At 46.7% G+C, this 18,083-nt stretch carries 10 protein-coding genes; 4 read left to right on the top strand and 6 right to left on the bottom strand.

The genetic code is table 11. The annotated features are described in order from the left end of the window. From U2F10_RS18555 to U2F10_RS18540, 4 genes are all read left to right on the top strand, one after another. Positions 1 to 410 (top strand): PEP-CTERM sorting domain-containing protein (locus U2F10_RS18555; RefSeq protein WP_499872990.1); only part of this gene is annotated, 410 nt, incomplete at its 5' end. 141 nt (positions 411 to 551) lie between these two features. Then, complete coding sequence (locus U2F10_RS18550; RefSeq protein WP_499872989.1) at positions 552 to 3,176, top strand: two-partner secretion domain-containing protein; 2,625 nt, start codon at positions 552 to 554, stop codon at positions 3,174 to 3,176. A gap of 99 nt (positions 3,177 to 3,275) precedes the next feature. Beyond that, positions 3,276 to 6,572, top strand: coding sequence for a two-partner secretion domain-containing protein (locus U2F10_RS18545; protein WP_499872988.1), 3,297 nt, complete (start codon positions 3,276 to 3,278; stop codon positions 6,570 to 6,572). Positions 6,573 to 6,692: 120 nt separating this feature from the next. After that, positions 6,693 to 9,329 (top strand): CHAT domain-containing protein, encoded by a 2,637-nt coding sequence (locus tag U2F10_RS18540; RefSeq protein WP_499872987.1) that lies wholly within the window; start codon positions 6,693 to 6,695, stop codon positions 9,327 to 9,329. A 64-nt stretch (positions 9,330 to 9,393) separates the two neighbouring features. Here the strand turns inward: U2F10_RS18540 and U2F10_RS18535 are convergent, their stop codons facing one another. From U2F10_RS18535 to arsS, 6 genes are all read right to left on the bottom strand, one after another. After that, a complete protein-coding gene (locus tag U2F10_RS18535; RefSeq protein ID WP_499872986.1) occupies positions 9,394 to 10,242 on the bottom strand; it encodes an XDD3 family exosortase-dependent surface protein in 849 nt (282 codons plus the stop codon). A gap of 502 nt (positions 10,243 to 10,744) precedes the next feature. Continuing rightward, positions 10,745 to 12,553, bottom strand: coding sequence for a calcium-binding protein (locus U2F10_RS18530; RefSeq protein WP_499872985.1), 1,809 nt, complete (start codon positions 12,551 to 12,553; stop codon positions 10,745 to 10,747). Between the two features lie 792 nt (positions 12,554 to 13,345). Next, on the bottom strand, positions 13,346 to 15,064 hold the full coding sequence (locus U2F10_RS18525) for a mechanosensitive ion channel family protein (protein WP_348917919.1): 1,719 nt from the start codon (positions 15,062 to 15,064) through the stop codon (positions 13,346 to 13,348). A gap of 77 nt (positions 15,065 to 15,141) precedes the next feature. Next, entirely contained in the window at positions 15,142 to 15,810 is a 669-nt protein-coding gene (locus tag U2F10_RS18520) for a TVP38/TMEM64 family protein (protein ID WP_006514881.1), read from the bottom strand. Positions 15,811 to 15,973: 163 nt separating this feature from the next. Next, on the bottom strand, positions 15,974 to 16,747 hold the full coding sequence (locus U2F10_RS18515; RefSeq protein ID WP_163663093.1) for a TVP38/TMEM64 family protein: 774 nt from the start codon (positions 16,745 to 16,747) through the stop codon (positions 15,974 to 15,976). Between the two features lie 93 nt (positions 16,748 to 16,840). Continuing rightward, on the bottom strand, positions 16,841 to 17,842 hold the full coding sequence (gene arsS / locus U2F10_RS18510; protein WP_163663090.1) for an arsenosugar biosynthesis radical SAM (seleno)protein ArsS: 1,002 nt from the start codon (positions 17,840 to 17,842) through the stop codon (positions 16,841 to 16,843). Positions 17,843 to 18,083 lie beyond the last annotated feature (241 nt).

Raw genomic sequence — 18,083 nt, 5'->3', positions numbered from 1 at the left:
CTTCCAACATTAATGAATTTTTTACTGATATCAGTGTGGAGTTTGAGTTTGAAAATGTTTCTGAGATTTTCTCAGGCTTGTCAAGTGATCCATCTGCTCAGGACCTTCTAGATTTTCTGGTTGCGGGTGATTCTACATTTACTGATAGTGGAAGTACCTTTTTGAATGATAATCTTGACGATGACAATAGCAATGTTGTTTTCCCAGTTGAAGATCTGATTTCTTTGGAAGCCTTAGGGTTTGATTTACCTAATGATGGTAAAGATCCAGTGAATGCTGGAAGTATTGAAATTATTGTGCTTGAAGAAGAAAATGCTCAGGTTCCTGAGCCTGGTGTAACTTTAGGGTTATTCACTCTTGGATCAATTGGAGTTTTCTCATTACGAAAAAAGAAGCAATCACTAGCCTAGATATGCTGACTCGCTCTGTAGCGAGAGCATTTCAGTACATTTAGATTAGATTTTTTATAAAACTAGCTATGGCAAGTAATATGCTTGCTGTAGCTAGTTATTTTTGGTAACGTTTAGGGCAAATTCGCATATGCCTATAGAATGAAATTTCTAACTCTGCCAGTATGGCTTCTGAGTGGCACTGTCTCAGGTCTTCTTATCACAGTCCCATCAAAGGCTCAAATTCTCCCGGATGGTACTTTAGGATCAGCAGTTAACGTCCCCAATTGCAACGTTTGTACTATCACTGGTGGTACAGCTCAAGGGGAAAATTTATTTCATAGTTTTACAGAGTTTTCTGTACCTGTGAATGGGGAGGCAAATTTTCAAGAATCTGCAAGTGCACCGGGCATTGAAAACATTTTTAGTCGGATCACAGGCAGTAGTATCTCCAATATTGATGGGCTTATCAGTACAGAAAATTCAAATCTATTTTTAATTAATCCCAACGGAATAGTTTTTGGTGAGACGTCTGCTTTAAACGTCAACGGTTCTTTTTTGGCAACGACTGCCAATAGCGTTGACTTCGGAAATGATGGAAAATTTAGCGTTAACCCACTTGAAGTTCCCTCCTTATTGACTATCACCGCTCCTTTAGGTCTAGGATTTGGTCTAGAACCAGGAGAAATTATTAATCGTTCTTTAGAAACACCTCCTGGTTTCACATTTCCGGTAGGTCTTGAGGTGCCCATAGGTGAGACTTTGGCTCTCGTAGGGGGGGCTATCAATATGGATGGGGGAACTCTGACAGCATTTGACGGGCGTGTTGAAATCGGGAGTGTTACAGCTAACAGCTTTGTTGATATTACTGGGCTTACTTCCGAGGATCCCAATTTAGGGCTTACATACACCTCGGTGGAGAATTTTCAGGATATTAGTTTTTCTAATTTTGGCTTTGTCGATACCTCCGGTGATAGAGGAGGAAGTGTTCAGGTTCAAGGTAGAAACCTAACGATGACTGATGGTTCTGGAATAATCGCTTTTAACTTTGGTCCTCAAAAAGGTCAAGATCTAAAAATTAGGATATCAGAGTCGATAGTACTTCAAGGCGACTTCACTACTATCCAAACTATTGCTGATAGTGTCGGAGATGCAGGTGATATAAATATTGAAACCCAAGATCTAATCATTCAAAGGGGTGCTACTATCGTTTCATTCGCCAGTTTTATTGACAATGGCAGTGCAGGTAATATCAGTATTGTTGCGCCGGGTTCTTTAGAAGTTACTGGTCAAAGCACAGATGGTATTGAAAATAGCACTATACAAACGGAAGGCGATGTTGGTGACGGTGGTGAAGTTGTAGTAGAAGTTGGCCAGTTGTTGCTTCAAGGTGGAGGTCAGATTTCGACCTCAACATTTGGTAGTGGGCAAGCGGGAAATCTAACTGTCAATGTTTCGGGAGTAACAGAGCTTGTGGGTACAGCTATTTCAGATGGCTCGCCTAGTGGTTTATTTGCTCAGGTAGAAGATGCATTTGGACCAGCAACAGGCAGTGGTGGTCAGTTGACTCTGAATACACGTGAATTAGTCGTTTTGGATGGAGCTCAGATATCGACAGCTGCGCAAAGTGGTGGTGTTGGAGGAAATGCAATCATCACTGTCACAGATTCAATTTTACTGAGTGGTACTGCTCCTAACGCAACTCCCCTAAGTGGTAGTAGCGGCATCTTAACCTCAGCAGAACCTGGTTCCACTGAAGCAGGCGGCGATCTCATTATTAATGCCAGTCAACTAATCATCGAAAACGGAGCTAAAATCTCTGCTGACACTCTGGGTGATGGACCTGCAGGGACTGCAACTCTAAATGTTGATCGCCTAATTATCAGCAATGGTGGATTGCTCCGCTCTGGCTCTATTCAAGGAGACGGCTTTCCTCTGCCAACCGGTGACGGTAGCACCCTTACCGTTAATGCTAGGGAATCTATAGATGTCTCTGGAGCAGGTGTGATTGGCACCGACTTTCCTGTAGACAGTGAAATTGTTGCTGCTGCCGAGGGCACAGGAAATGCCGGTCAACTAAATCTCTCTGCACCACTTCTCATCATTCGCGATGGCGGCAATGTTCGCACCAACTCTGTTCAAACTTCCGGTGGCCAAATCACTATCCAGGCCGATGTTGTTCAGCTGTTAGAGGATGGTGATATTATCACTGCTGTTGATCAGGGACAAGGGACTGGCGGTAACATCACAATCCAGGGTAATACTGTTGTTGCAACAGGTGATAGCGATATTCTTGCCTTTGCCAATGAAGGGACTGGCGGCAACATTACCCTACCCGCCTTTTTCGGTGATGGCATTCAACCTAACCAAGACATCACCAGTTTAGAAGACTTAAACGCTCTTGATGGCAATGATCGCGTCGATGTTAACGCCACTGGTCAGCTTGCCTCAGGTACCATTACCTTTCCTGACGTGAGTTTTATTGAAAACAGCCTCACAGAACTACCCGACGCTCCCATCGATACGGCTGCTCTTGTTTCCAGCAGTTGCATTGCTCCAATTGCTGAACAAGGCAGCGGTCGTCTAATCGTTACCGGCTCTGACAGCACCCCTCAGCAACCTGGCAGTACAGGTATTACCACTATACCTACAGGTGACATCCGCACCCTGTCCAGCGAAGCTGCTGAATCTGAAGCAGCTTGGCACATTGGTGATCCGATAACGGAACCGCAAGGGTTTTATCAATTAACCGATGGTCGAGTCGTATTAAGCCGAAATTGCTTATAAAAGACTATAACGAAGTGTTAATTGCGTAACTATCCGCTAAAACGAGTCACTGGTATGCTATTTGCATAAACTACATACCCCAGATTAGGAAGGCAGTGCATGTTCCCAAACTGGCAAGGCTGGAAAAAGAGTGCTGGCCTCATAAGCGCAACCCTAGTGACGCATATCGTTTGTCAGATTGCACTGCCAAACACTGTAGTGGCTCAGATTATTCCTGATCCTAGTCTTGGATCTGATAGCTCAGAATTTAATGCCACCCGTAACCGCATTCAAGGTGGGGCCGTTCGTAACGATACGTTACTGTTCCATAGCTTTCAAGAATTTAATGTTCCGGAGAACGAACGCATCCAGTTCTCTGTAGACGATGATATTGAATCTATTTTTACCCGAGTTACTGGTAGTAATCGCTCTGAAATTCTTGGCGAAATTCGGATTCGTAATGATGGTGATGCAAACCTATTTCTCATTAATCCCAACGGAGTTTTTATTGGCCCTGACGCAGAGTTAGATATTGAAGGCTCATTTGTGGCCACCACTGCCGATGGTATCGAATTTGGAGACTTTACCTTTAGCGCCGCAGACGGCGGTAATGCACTTCCCGATGGCAATCTGCTTGTTATACGGCCATCAGCGTTACTCTTTAATGCACTACCCGAACCGATCACTGTTCAATCTGACCTGAAACTTAAAAATGAAATGCAGCTTCAACTGGTGGGTGGCGACATTACCCTTGAAAGGCTTGGCAGGGGAGATATAGAACTTCGCACTCGCGGCGGTATTATCGAAGTTCTGGCACTTGATGCCCCTGGGCGTGTCAGTTTTGTTGACGGTAGATTGGACGTTCCTGATAACATTAGCCGAGCTAATATCACCCTGGATGATGCTGAAATTAATGTTGAAGGTAGGGGTGATGGTGATATTAATCTCTACGGAGATAGGATCACTCTGCAGGATAGTACCCTCAAGGCTGGACTCCGGGGCAATCGTGGTACCGTAGATCGCCAAGTAGGAGATATTGTTGTGGATGCTACAGAGAGTATTAGTGCAACTGAATCAACGATACGCAGCAATATCGATAGTGGTACCGAAGGTGTTCGTGGCAATATTAGACTCCACTCTGACGGTGATATTCGACTCTTGTTGACCGAAATTAATACTGAGGTAAAGGGGACAGAGATCACTCTTCCTGACGAATCGGCTGATGTGGGGAGTATTACGCTGACAGCTCTAGGAGACTTAATTGTAGATACGTCAAGAATTGGTAGCTCTATTAATAAAATCGGCAGCAGTACCCGTGAAGGAGAGAATCCATCGGGTAGTGTAACGGTGAATGCAGCTTCGTTACTGATGAGAACAGCTGACGGCACATCTACGTCTGATCAAGCGCGTATCTCTACGAGTACCAATGGAAATGGGGATGGTGGCGTTGTCACCATTAATGTGGGTCGCCTGACCATGATTGGTCCTGGCCGGTCTGGCTCCAGTGGGATTTCTTCTAGCTCTAGCAGTCGAGCGACTGGTGATGCTGGCTCTGTTTTGATTACGGTTACAGGCCCCATGCTGATGACTCAGCGTGGCAAGATTGAAACCGTTATCCAGGGTCGGTCCTTACTTCCTCGCCGTGGTGGCAATGTTGTGATTCGTGCTGAATCCTTACGTGTGCTAGATAACAGTGCTATTTCTGCGCGTAATACAACCGTGGGTGAAGCTGGCAATATTGTTATCACGCTCGATCAGGCGTTAGAGGTAAGTGGCAGCAGCTCCATTAACGCGTTTACTCGTAGGTTTCGAGATCCGGATGCTGCGCCTGACGATATAGGGGGCAGCATCGAGATCAACGCTGATACCGTTTCGTTATCTCAACAGGGCAAGATTGAGGTTTCAACAGAGGGTGAAAATACTGCGGGGCGCATTGATATTACAGCGAATACCGTTAATATCAGCGACCAGTATATTTTAGGAGAAACCCGCACCCCATCCAGCGGCTTGTTTAGCCGCAGTTTGCCCACAGCTACAGGGGCTGGGGGAGATATTATTGTCACGGCTGATCTGCTGCGGGTGCAGGGCAATGCAGTTATTAATACGAGTACCGAAAGTGACTTACGCGGTGGCGATATTGATATCACGGCTAATCGGGTGCAGTTGCTGGATGGTGGGCAGCTAGTGGCCTCTACCTTTGATGATGGTGAGGCTGGAAGTATTGAAGTGACTGGCTTAGAACAGATTCTGATTGAAGGCGAAGATCCTAGTTTTGGTCAACAGGTTGATAATGCAGAACGTCTCTTCGGAGAAGGTGATATTGACAATATAAGGGATGCGATTAATCGTGAAGGGGCTAATGGTTTGGCGCTGAATGATTCTGACAATCCAGCGCCAAGTGGGATTTTTACGGTTACTGAAGGATCGGGTAACGCTGGTAGTGTAATTCTTAGAGAAGCCTCTGATCGTACCCTGAATATCTTAATGCGAGATCGAGCTGCCATCAGTGCTCGGGCGCTAAACCAGGGAGATGCTGGAGACATTACTGTGGATATTTCTGGAGACCTGAGCGTTGCCAATAGCGATATTCGTACCGATGCGGTTGAATCTGCTGGTGGATTTATTGATATTGGTGCTGGCAGATTGTTGATCATGGATGGTGCAACTATTGGTGCCCAAACCTCAGGACCAGGGGATGCTGGGGGTATTATTATTGATATCGTGGGGCCATTAGAAATTTCTGACAGTAATATTCGTACGGATGCTGCTGAAGCCGCTGGAGGCAGCATTAATATTGGTGCTGGCACAGTTTTAATGACGGGGAATGGTGATATTCGCACCAATGTTGCTAGCGGTGCTGGTAATGGTGGCAACATTGTTGTTGTTGCCGAAGTTTTAATTGCTCTGGATGACAGTGATATTCTTGCCTTTGCCCAAGATGGTGCGGGAGGAAATATTACCTTGCCTATCTTCTTTGGCCAGAACTTTGTGCCGTCACCATCTGGCGATAGTCCTAATAACCTGGATCTCAATGGTCGTGTGGATGTTAATGCTAGTGGCCAGCTTTCTTCTGGTGTCATTACTTTTCCCGACGTTAGCTTTATCGAAAATAGCCTGACAGAACTACCTGACACCTTGATTGATACTGAATCTTTGGTGGCCACTAGCTGTATTGCTCAGGTGGCGCAAAGCGGCGGCAGTCTTGTGGTAACGGGTGCTGATGGTATTCCGCTACAGCCTGGCAATAGAGGCATTGCCACTATTCAGACAAATACTGTGCGGACGCTATCGAATAGTTCTATGGCAGCTTCAGTAGAGGCTGAAAGCCAGATGTTGGGTGCTCCCATTGCGGAACCTCAGGCTGTTTATCAATTGTCTGATGGTCGTTTGGTGTTGAGTAAAGATTGCGAGGGGTAGTTTTATGGCGTTGCTTATTCCGCTTTAAACCCACCCGCTTTAAACATATTATGTAGCACTGCGAATTGGATCCAGATACTCTCCCATAAAATCTAGATGCGACTTCTGCCAATCTGTACTATGTTCCCCAACTTACGTAAACCGAAGCTGCGAAAAATCCTTGTAGCACTCTGTATTGTTAGCTTTACGGTGTGTATTTGGTTCAATGGCTTATGGGTGCCACAGCGGGTGGCCCAGGCGATTGATATTCCTGGACTGGTGCAAAGTGGTGTCGATGACTATAGGGCAGGGGAGTATAGCCGAGCGATCGCAACCTGGCAACAAGCCTTAGATGCTGTTGATCCTGATAATCTCACACACCAGAGTATTCTGCTAGAAAACCTGGCCCGTGCCCATCGCCAAATTGGACAATTTTCCCAGGAGATCACCTATTGGGAACAGACCATTGATCGCTACGAACAACTGGGCGATTTACAAGCATTGGGCCGTTCTCTAACCGAGCAAGCCCAAGCCTATAACCAGCTGGGGCAGCATCGCCGGGCGCTAGCGCTGTTATGTGGAGAAACCATTACCGATTGTAACCAGGGAAGTGCTCTCCAGATTTCCCAGGCACTTACCGATGCAGGGGGAGAAGCTGCTGCCCTGGGCAGTCTTGGGGAAACCTATCGCCTAACTGGTAACTATGAACAGGCGATTGTTGCCCTCAACCAAAGCCTCACGGTGATTGATGTGGTGGGCACAGATCGTTTCAATGCCAGGGCTGCGGTGCTTAACAGTTTGGGTAATACCTATGCGGCCCAAGCCCAAGTAAGCCGTCGCCGTGCTGAATCTGCTGATACCCAAGGAGACCTGCGGGCTGTTGGGGAACTGACCGAACGGGCCAATACCCAAACTCAGCAGGCGGTTAAATTTTTGCGGCAGAGCTACAATGCTGCCAAAAACACCAGTGGCGTCGCTGCCCAGGTGCGATCGCTACTTAATCTGATTCCCCTTTACCAATCACTCAACCAGGCAAACGACGTATCTCAGGCTCAACAAACGACCCGCAGTTTGATTGCCAATCTGCCAGACTCCCAAGAAAAAGTGTTTGCCATCTTAACCCTGGCCGGTTATTTGGAGCCTCAGTCAACACGGCAATGCCCTAGTGCGACGGTTGTTGCTCAGCAAACTGAGCTGTTGGAGAATGGGATCGCAATTTCTAGAACCATCCAAAGTGCTCGGGCTGAATCCTTTGCCCTGGGGCAGCTTGGCAACCTATATGAACGTTGTGGAGACGACACAAAAGCTCTAGAATTAACCCGGCAAGCACGTTTGGTGGCAGACCAGGACCGGTCTTCTCAAGATAGTTTATACCTGTGGGCCTGGCAGCAGGGTCGAATTCTTGAAGCCCAGGGTAATTCAGAGGCAGCTAAAGTAGCTTACACGCAAGCCCTGGAGATTCTCGATGCTATCCGCAGCGATATTCTCAATTCTAATCAGGAGTTACAGTTTGATTTTCGCGATCGCGTAGAACCGATTTACCGAGAATTTGCTTCCCTCAAGCTTCAGGAGTTACCCACCTCCGTACTCATCTCCAAAGATGTGGAATCTAAGAGTGTGGATAGTGTTCTAGCCACCTTAGATTCTCTCAAACTGGCAGAACTGCAAAACTATTTTGCCAATGATTGTGTCATTGTCCCCAATGCCACACGGGTGGATACGGTGGGTGAAAAATTGGCCACGGCGGTGATTAGTACTGCAATTTTACCTAACCGCACGGCAATTATTGCCAGCTTTCCCAACGGTCAACAACAGATCGAATGGATCAACATCAAACAAGAGGACCTGGTTGAGGAAATCAATGGACTACGGTTTGCCCTAGAAGATAGCAGGCGATTCACTCGCGCCAATGCCTATAAAGCTCCATCTCAAAAGCTGTATGACCAATTGGTTCGTCCCTTTGAAGCGATGCTAAATCAGCTACAGGTCAATGAGCTTGTGTTCATTAACGATGGTATTTTGCGCAGTATTCCCATGGCCGCTCTCTTTGATGGGCAACAGTTTTTAATTGAGAAATTTGCGATCGCAACCACACCAAGTTTGACGCTAACGGATCCCAATATGTTGAATCGCAATAATCTCAATGCCCTTATTCTGGGATTGAGCGAAGAATCCTATGTCAATGATCAATACTTTCAGCCCCTTAGTGAAGTGGATGATGAAGTGGCCACAGTTAACGCTCAATTTCCTGGCAGTAAAGTGTTGCGCAATAAAGAATTTTCAGAAACTAACCTGCGTAAAGCATTACAAGATAAAAGTTACCGGATTTTGCACATTGCCACCCACGGTAGCTTTGGAGCCGAGCCCAAAGACAACTTTATTGTCACTGGGCAAAAGATTGACGAGAGAAACCATAAGGCTCTAACCATTAGTGAACTGGATGCTCTGATTCGTAGTGTTTCATCCATCGATAGCGAGCCCATTGACCTGCTGACGTTGACGGCCTGTGAAACCGCTATTGGTGATGGTCGGGCCACTTTAGGACTGGCCGGTGTGGCTGTGCGGGCGGGGGTGAGAAGTGCGATCGCGTCCCTATGGGCGGTTAATGATGCGGCTACAGCTGAACTGATTACTCGCTTTTATAAGCATCTCCTGGATCCCAATCTCAGTAAAGCAGAAGCGCTCCGTACCGCTCAACTGGAGATTATTCAAGCGGGTGAATATTCTAAAAGTCCCTATTATTGGGCTCCCTTTATTTTGATTGGTAATTGGCTGTAGGAAAGATAGCTGTGGAGCCAGTTGTTGATAGGGGAGTAGAGCATACCTCGTATCACTTTCTGATTTAAGAGTGTGACTCAGACCTGCGAAGCCTACGACTCGCTAAGAGCCCAACGGCAGCAAAACTAAGAACCGCAGAAGGCTCAGGAACATCTTGAGTAGTATGCTCAGGATTTAGGTTGCCCATTAGGGCAATACCGTCGTTTGCACATTCCATTAGTAATGTTGCAATAAACTCTCCCCCTGGCAATAGAGAACGGTTAAATCGGAAGGTGTGGGTATCGCTACCAACGGCATCAAAATGCCCAAAATTTAGCCCTGCTGCTGCTGCATCCTGGTCTGATAAAAAGTCAATGCTGCCCAATAACGTTCCATCTGCAATGGATGTTAGTACAGCGTCAGTTTCACCCATATAGTCATAGGCCTGTTGTTTAGTGGCCAGGTCACCCATGGTATTTTGGCGTTCCCAACCGTATTGGTAATATTGCTTCAAGTGCTGATATCCTGCATTGCTTTGAGTGACCGATTGAGCGGTTACATTACCAAAAACACCCACTTGATCAACACCGGAATCATTGGTGCCAGCAAAGCGTACGCCGAATAGAGAACCGTTAGCAGTATTAATATCGTCACCAGTGACATTGAAGAGCAGATCTCCCCACCCCACGTTGCCATCAGCTGCACCATGATAACTGTTGCCAGTCAGAGGGCTCCCACCACTCACTGACACATAAACATGGTCTTGAGTCTCTTTGATGGCCAGGCCTCGAATTTCATAGGGATTGCCGCCAGAGCCATCGGTAAATGCATCGATACTATAGTTCCAACCTTGGTGGAATGTACTGGCATGGGCTGCATGGGGAACGGTGAGGCTGAGTAACGCCGAACCAATCAGTAAAGCTAAGCCTTTCATAGGAGTGCAGTTTCAGTATCTAGCGAAGAGTATTGTGATAAAAGTCACACTATAGGTATAACTCCGTCACCTAGGTGTCGCCTTCCGCCATACGGCCTTACTGTTACTTAGGTGTCAGAGTCACGTCTTTCGTAAAATCACTGACTTAATGGTTAAAAAAATAACCAAATTGAAAAGGCTAATTAAAGCCACATAAAGCAATTATTGAATAGACTATTCAAGCGGACATTAACACCCTTAAACACCCCTAGGGAGAAGGCGTAGGTATCTGTAGTGTCAGCATTACTTACGCCACGGCGTGAATTAGCGATTTGAACATCACTGGCGTCAAATACCCCGTTATCATTACCATCAAGGAAGCATCACTCAAATGTGTGCCAAATGTCATACCAGCATATGAGATCCCGCAGAGTCAAAAACCTGGCATGAATATGCCAGGTTTTTGAACTTCGAGCTTTTAAGTCAATAGACTAATCAGATTGAATGTGGGTTTTGACAAAGATTACACATAGACAATGTTGTCTTTTAATTCAGCATATGTAACGTTTTCAACGACCGCTGCCCAGTCATTTGTGCCCCGATATTTAATAATGACATCTCCATTTTGTTGATGGAATGAGTAGCGATCGCTCTTGCCTAATTGAATCGTATCTAACTCATGGCCAACAATATGAAAATGATCATTCACATGGCCAAAGAAGTCTTTAATAGTAGCGTAACCGCTGCCCTTATATTCACTTCCAATGACAAACTTGTCACGATCGGTGTTACTACCTTTACCACCGTAGAGGATATCATAGCCACCCCCACCAACTAGGACGTCACTACCTTTGCCCCCTATGATGGTATCGTTGCCAGCTCCGCCATACATGGAATCGTTACCGTGTCCACCATTAATGTAGTCATTGCCGTACCCACCATACATGGTGTCGTTACCAAAACCGCCATACATGGAGTCGTGACCACTATAACCATACATGGAGTCGTGGCCATTTAGGCCAGACAGTACATTGTTGTAGTTGTTGCCTTTTAATACGTTGCTGTAGCTGTTGCCAGTTCCTCGGTAGGCACTGCCCGTCAGTGTTAAGTTCTCTACATAGTTTCCAAGGGTGTAGCTAACGGACGATTTAACAGTGTCAACACCCTGGCCAAAATATTCAACAACTTTATCAAGGGTACTGTTAACAACATAGGTGTCGTTGCCGTACCCACCGTACATGGAATCGTTACCATATCCACCATCCAGGTAGTCATGGCCTCCATAGGCATAGATAGTGTCATTGCCACTATAGCCGTACAGTGCGTTGTTGTAGTTGTTGCCTCTCAACACGTTGCTGTAGCTGTTTCCAGTTCCTCGGTAGGCACTGCCCGTCAGTGTTAAGTTCTCTACATAGTTTCCAAGGGTGTAGCTAACGGACGATTTAACAGTGTCAATACCCTGGCCAAAATATTCAACAACTTTGTCAAAGCTGCTGTTAACAACATAGGTGTCATTGCCGTACCCGCCGTACATGGAATCGTTGCCGTACCCACCATCCAGGTAGTCATGGCCTCCATAGGCATAGATAGTGTCGTTGCCACTATAGCCGTACAGTGCATTGTTGTAGTTGTTGCCTCTCAACACGTTGCTGTAGCTGTTTCCAGTTCCTCGGTAGGCACTGCCCGTCAATGTTAGGTTCTCTACATAGTTTCCAAGGGTGTAGCTAACGGATGATTTTACAGTGTCAATACCTTGGCCAAAATATTCAACAACTTTATCAAGGGTACTGTTAACAACATAGGTGTCATTGCCATACCCGCCGTACATGGAATCGTTGCCGTGCCCACCATCCAGGTAGTCATGGCCTCCATAGGCATAGATAGTGTCGTTGCCACTATAGCCGTACAGTGCATTGTTGTAGTTGTTGCCTCTCAACACGTTGCCGTAGCTGTTTCCGTTTCCTCGGTAGGCACTGCCCGTCAGTGTTAAGTTCTCTACATAGTTTCCAAGGGTGTAGCTAACAGATGATTTTACAGTGTCAATACCCTGGCCAAAATATTCAACAACTTTATCAAGGGTACTGTTAACAACATAGGTGTCATTGCCATACCCGCCGTACATGGAATCGTTGCCGTACCCGCCATCTAGGTAGTCGTTGCCATACCCACCATTGAGGTAATCGTTTCCAGCATAGCCGTACATAGTGTCATTACCATTGAACCCATAGATGTTGTCATTAAAAATAGTTCCATAAAGACTGGAGCGGAAAATGAAGGGAAAACCATTAAAAGTGCCGTTGTCATTGTAGTTAGTGCCGTAGATATTAGCCATGTTTTCCTCAAAATGAATGAATGGAATTAGATGCTTTACTCACACGACCCAGGGAACCTGAAGAGATTAAAGAGAAAATTCTTTTACTGTATCAAATATCTCTTCTTGTCTTTGGGGTGGCTCTCAACTGAACCATCTAAAGAATAGGGTGAGAAAAACTTTCAATCACCGGGTTTTCCTATAAGCTTCAACGACAAATCATGAGAGGCTCCTTGACGAAAAGTGCAAGAGTCCTTTCCAGTTTTAAAATAAGCGAATTTCTTCCTAGATCTTCAAAGTAAAAACGTCTGGAACGTGTATCGCCCAGACGTCAATTTCGAATATTAAATTGGTTGAATTAACAGTCGTTTACCTACTCTGACCAGTCAACAATCGTTTCCCAATCATCGATCCCCACAGCTGAACAGATTCCAATAAAGCTATCTACACAAATACGATTTTTACGCCAGAATCGTTTCAGTGTAGATTCACTGATAAAGGCTAAGTGGTACCAAACCTTAGAATTTTTGGCCCAGCCTTTTCGTTTACGTGCTTGATCAATTGTACGTAACCCGTCTTGCGAAGCTCTGACTCTGGCTGAACTCCTATGGATGCGGAACTGTTTCACGTCTTGTTAGATGTATTTCAAAACAACAGCCTATGGGTTCTATGACAACTGAACCATCTAAAGACTAGGTGATGAAATAGGGGGCGTCATCGGGGTTTCCTATAAGCCTGAATGACAAAATCTGAGAAGTCACCTTGCAGAAATCTGCAAGGCTGCTCTTCAACTGTTCTATAAGCTGTTTCTGACTAGGTTTTGTTATTATCCCAACGCTGATGCTTGTCGAGTTTATTCAGACTATCTTCGGATAGGGTAACTGGCAGCGGTCCTTTGGGGAGATGGATATCTCGCTGGGGAAATGGAATTTCGATGCCGACTTTGCGGAAAGCGGTTGCGATCGCAAAATTTAAATCACTTTTCACCTGGGGATATAGCTGAGGTTTGCGAATCCATACCAGCAGCTCAAAATTAAAGGAACTTTCGCCAAAGTCATTCAAGAATACTTCAGGGGCAGGGGCTGCCATCACCTGGGAATGTTGCCGTCCCACCTCCAGTAAAATTGCCTTAACGGTCTCTGGGTTGCTGTTGTAGGAAACCCCCACCGGAATATGAATGCGCGATAGGGGATTACGGTGACTCCAGTTGATCACATCCTGCTCTAAAAATCGTGAATTAGGCACAATAATCGACACCTGATCAAGGGTGCGAATATCCGTACTGCGGGGGCCAATGCGATCCACCCGACCCATTTTCCCCTCCAGTTCAATAAAATCGCCCACCTGGATCGGGCGCTCAAAAACCAGCACTAAGCCACTGCTAATGTCTTTGGCAATATTTTGCAGGCCTAAACCAAGTCCCACACCCAGGGCACTGGCAAGCAACGTCAGAGAGCTGAGATCGATGCCCCACAGCTGTAATACTGCAATGATGCCGACAAATAAGATGAAGTAACGGATCAAGATAGCAATGGCCGCCTGCATGCCCAGGCTGAGACCTGAAGCTTGTAAAAGTCGCGATCGCAACACATTTGTTGCAATTTTAGCCACCAGGACTAAAATTCCCAGCCACCCAAACAAAGCCAGAATATCGGCAATGGAGAGGCTCGTTTCTCCTAACGGCAGTGCTTGATCAATAAAAAACTCCGCCAGTCCATCCTGTATACGATGGGTCCAAGCCCTGGTGAATCGAAACTGCCTGACCACGAAGAGTACTGCCGATAGCCAGAGAGCCACCCGCAACACCAACAGTAATAGTTGAAGACTAAAGCGTGCCAGTGAAAACTCAGTGCGACCAATGCCAGTTGTCCCCGGTAGCGGTTGAGCAACACTTATGGGAAAGAGGGGCAATACATAACGACGACAGAGATACCCCAGGAAATAATGCAGTCCTGCGGCTCCTAACAAGACAGCAAGGGATGTGAGCGTAGCCCGCAGCAAATAATCCCCACTGCGTTCCAACCGTGCTTGCTTCAACCCTTCCTCAATATTCTCAGCCCAAATTCGAGCCTGGCGATCCAGGGTATCTTCTTTAACATTTACAGGTGGGTTCATGGCCCGCAGGTCATTGGCCGTCACCGATAACAACCGACGGCCTGTCCTCGCCGATGAACCATTGTAGATAATGGGCGTATATCTAGAAATATCTACCCTAACCGACAGAGGTTCACTGGATTTCATAAGCTCTGCCAGTTCCCAGTTGATGCCCTGGGCTCTTCGGGTTTCTGTCAGTTCTTTAGTTTCTGCCACTTGGAATAGACGTTGACCATCCACCACAATCCACTCGGTGGAAATCTCCTCTTCCTGGACAGTACTTTCCTGGTTTTTAATCCCCTGGGCAAAGGACTCAGGCGAAGCAAAGATAGTAAAGCCTAAGGCCACACTCAGCAGAAGGCCAATCACAAATCTGCTCGTGAGTCGCCAGTACTGCTGACGTTTTCTAACGTGCTGATCAAAAAATTGACTTAACACTGTCCGCTATCCCATCGATCTGGGCCTATCCTACAGTGTTTTAAAGAGACCTGGCTGTCCAGGCACTGGTTCAATGTCTACCGCAGTTCACTCCGGCGATATTTCTGAGCCAAGATCGGCATTAAGGATAGCAATGCCAATAAGCTTAAACAAATAACAACGGGCCACCAGTCACCATTGCGCAGAGCATCAACCCCTGTAACCCCTAACCAGGTATAGGCCATGGTGCCAGGGATAATGCCAATCAAAGTACCCAGGGCATAGGGCGTCACTGCAATATTGGTTAAACCGAAGAGGAAGTTCACCACGTTAAAGGGGGAAATGGGGGCAAACCTGACCGCCAGCACACAGGGTAAGGCCTGATGTTCCATGGTTTTGTCTAACCGTAAAAATATCCCCTTAAACCGAGGGTGTCGACAAAACCGTCGCTCAAACCAACCATGGAACAGATATCGCGCTAGCCAGAAGGCCATCAATGCGCCTGCGGTTGCCCCCAGGATGGACCACAGTGTGCCCCAAAGTAAGCCAAATAGGGCCCCCCCTATAACCACCAGCACTGTTCCAGGAATCCCCACGGCAGCGGCTATGGTATGGGCACCAATAAAAACAGCAACTCTCCAATTACCTGAGTTTTCGATGAGCTCGGTCAGTGCCTGATGGTCCAATAGGATATGTACTAATCGCCAACCCCAAAGGGCCACTGTAGCCACAATCAACAGACCCCAGATATGTTTTTTTCGGACCATGGCGATACGAGTGTCATTGTGAGTATGATACCAAGTTCCCTCGCTCCTCCCAGAATAAGCGGAGGATGCGTCGAGGGAAATTCAGGGTGCAGAGTGATGAATGTTACTGAGCTCCTGAGTGTTTCTGAGTAATCCGTAAGACTCAGCGTCTAAGACTCAGCGTCTAAGACTCGGCTTCAATAGGTTGATTAGTCTCAGGAAGAGATTCTTGTAGAGACTTGCGAGCAACCTTAGTCACAATAAAGACAACAGCAAATGTGGCCACCAAACCCACAAGTAAAAACGCCCATTCTGCAGGACTTCTCTCTTGTCCAGTGGCAGCACTACCGACGACACCACCGAGGTAGACATATAAAATAGTGCCTGGCAAAATGCCCACCGTGCCCAACACATAGTCAGTTAAAGACACATTGGTCAGTCCCAGAGCATAGTTCAACAAGTTAAATGGAAAGGCTGGAGAAAGACGTACCAAAAAGATGATTTTGCGGCCTTCTTTCTCAATAGCGTCATAGATGGCCTTAAAGATGCGATTACCCGATACCTTATTGGATACCCAGTCACGGGCCAGATAGCGCCCAATTAGAAATGCTGCCGTAGCGCCCAGCATTGCACCGATAAACACAAGAATGGTGCCTTTGACAATGCCAAATACGGCCCCTGCGCCCAAAGTCACCACCGATGCAGGTAAGAACGATACGGTGATAACGATATACATAAGGATAAAGACAATGGGGGCCACCGGTCCCAAGCCTTCAACCCAGTTGAGAGCGTTTTGAAGCGTGCCCTGGATACCACCGCTGGCGTCCTGAGCCATAGCTGGAGCCGCTGCCAGCAACACCATCCCGATAAAAGCAAATGACATAAATTTAGTCAGTACTTTAGCCAGTTTCGACTGATTACTTGGCAAAGGGCCAAGCATGTTTTTTGAGCCTGTCATTAGAAATACTCCTGTGTAAGTTTATCTTGAAAAGACGGTGTTCCCTATCCCCTCTGGAAAGTCTAGGCCCAGACTTTCCAGAGAGCTTGGTCTCTAAACTAGAGAACCTCCACAGCTAGACCCACTGCCGGCGGTACAACCAAAACAGTAGGGACGGGTTTGCACCTGTTCGACCACGTCTAATGTGCCACGCTCAAGCAAGGACTTGATGGTGACGGGTTGCCCTTGGGCATCCAGGGCTGGCACCCCCTCCATTTGGTGAAAATCACAGTCATAGACCTGACCTAAGTAATCCACCGATAGCTCACTGCGGCACATTAGATGGGCTACCGTGCCAGCATTATGATGCTGGGCTAAAAACGTCAGATAGGGATCATGGAGCTGACGATGTTTCAGATGAAATTTAGTACGGCCAATCGGTAGATTGGTGATGGTGAATAAGCTATTGAACTGAATATCAAAATGTTCGCTGAGGTAAGCCTTATAATCCTTTTCTAATCCGGTCTGTCCCGGCGTTAGGGAAAAGTTTTCAGAGGTGGGCACGGGCGGATTGTAGACTAAATCAATCACCAGATTTGGATCGTTGCCATATCCCTGTTGATTCAATAGCTGTAGTGCCTGAATCGAGTCATGGTAGACGCCCTGTCCCCGCATTTTGTCCACATTATCTTCTAGATAGCAGGGCAGTGACGCCACTACTCGCAATTGGTTTTTGGCAAAATAATCAGGTAGATCTTCGTAGCCAGGTTCAAAAAAGATTGTCAGGTTTGAACGGACAATCACTTCTTTCCCTTGGGCACGGGCAGCTTCCACGATGGGACGGAACCCATAGTTCATCTCCGGCGCACCACCGGTTAAATCTACGGTCTGGATTTGTGGAAACTGATGAATCATTTCCACTAGCTGATTGCACACGTCAGGGGATAATTCCTCAGTGCGATGGGGGCCAGCCTCCACATGGCAGTGACTACAGCTGAGGTTGCACTTGCGGCCTAAATTGATTTGTAAAACGCTGATGGGCGTTTTGGTCAATGGTTGACCTAAAGCAGCCTCGAAACTGGGCAATGTCTGTGGAGCAGGAATTGACTGGACCATATCTAAATAAACGGGTAGTTGACGGCTTGCAGCCAGGAAGCTTGACTTCCACGACTGTCATTGAACGATACCTTGCTGAATTTTCCCTGAAAACAAAACACTAAATTGCTTAATGCCCTACAATCTCGCTCAGTCAATGACTTTAATAGGGATAGATGGATTGATCATGGGGGCTTATATTCGGATTTATTAATCCAAGTTTTAAGCATGCCAAGGCCAGGCCACTAGCTAATATAGACAG

Origin of the sequence: Leptothoe sp. EHU-05/26/07-4 (genome assembly GCF_043421015.1) — a bacterium.
GTDB classification, from domain to species: domain Bacteria; phylum Cyanobacteriota; class Cyanobacteriia; order Phormidesmidales; family Phormidesmidaceae; genus Leptothoe; species Leptothoe turfae.
The sequence above is the reverse complement of the archived record's forward strand: the minus strand, read 5'-3'. Positions and strand labels throughout refer to the sequence as shown.

Excerpts from the sequence above, each read along its gene's own strand:
- U2F10_RS18550 (WP_499872989.1), top strand. The coding sequence starts at position 552 with ATGAAATTTCTAACTCTGCCAGTATGGCTTCTGAGTGGCACTGTCTCA.
- U2F10_RS18545 (WP_499872988.1), top strand. The coding sequence starts at position 3,276 with ATGTTCCCAAACTGGCAAGGCTGGAAAAAGAGTGCTGGCCTCATAAGC.
- U2F10_RS18540 (WP_499872987.1), top strand. The coding sequence starts at position 6,693 with ATGTTCCCCAACTTACGTAAACCGAAGCTGCGAAAAATCCTTGTAGCA.
- U2F10_RS18535 (WP_499872986.1), bottom strand. The coding sequence starts at position 10,242 with ATGAAAGGCTTAGCTTTACTGATTGGTTCGGCGTTACTCAGCCTCACC.
- U2F10_RS18530 (WP_499872985.1), bottom strand. The coding sequence starts at position 12,553 with ATGGCTAATATCTACGGCACTAACTACAATGACAACGGCACTTTTAAT.
- U2F10_RS18520 (WP_006514881.1), bottom strand. The coding sequence starts at position 15,810 with ATGGTCCGAAAAAAACATATCTGGGGTCTGTTGATTGTGGCTACAGTG.
- U2F10_RS18515 (WP_163663093.1), bottom strand. The coding sequence starts at position 16,747 with ATGACAGGCTCAAAAAACATGCTTGGCCCTTTGCCAAGTAATCAGTCG.
- arsS (WP_163663090.1), bottom strand. The coding sequence starts at position 17,842 with ATGGTCCAGTCAATTCCTGCTCCACAGACATTGCCCAGTTTCGAGGCT.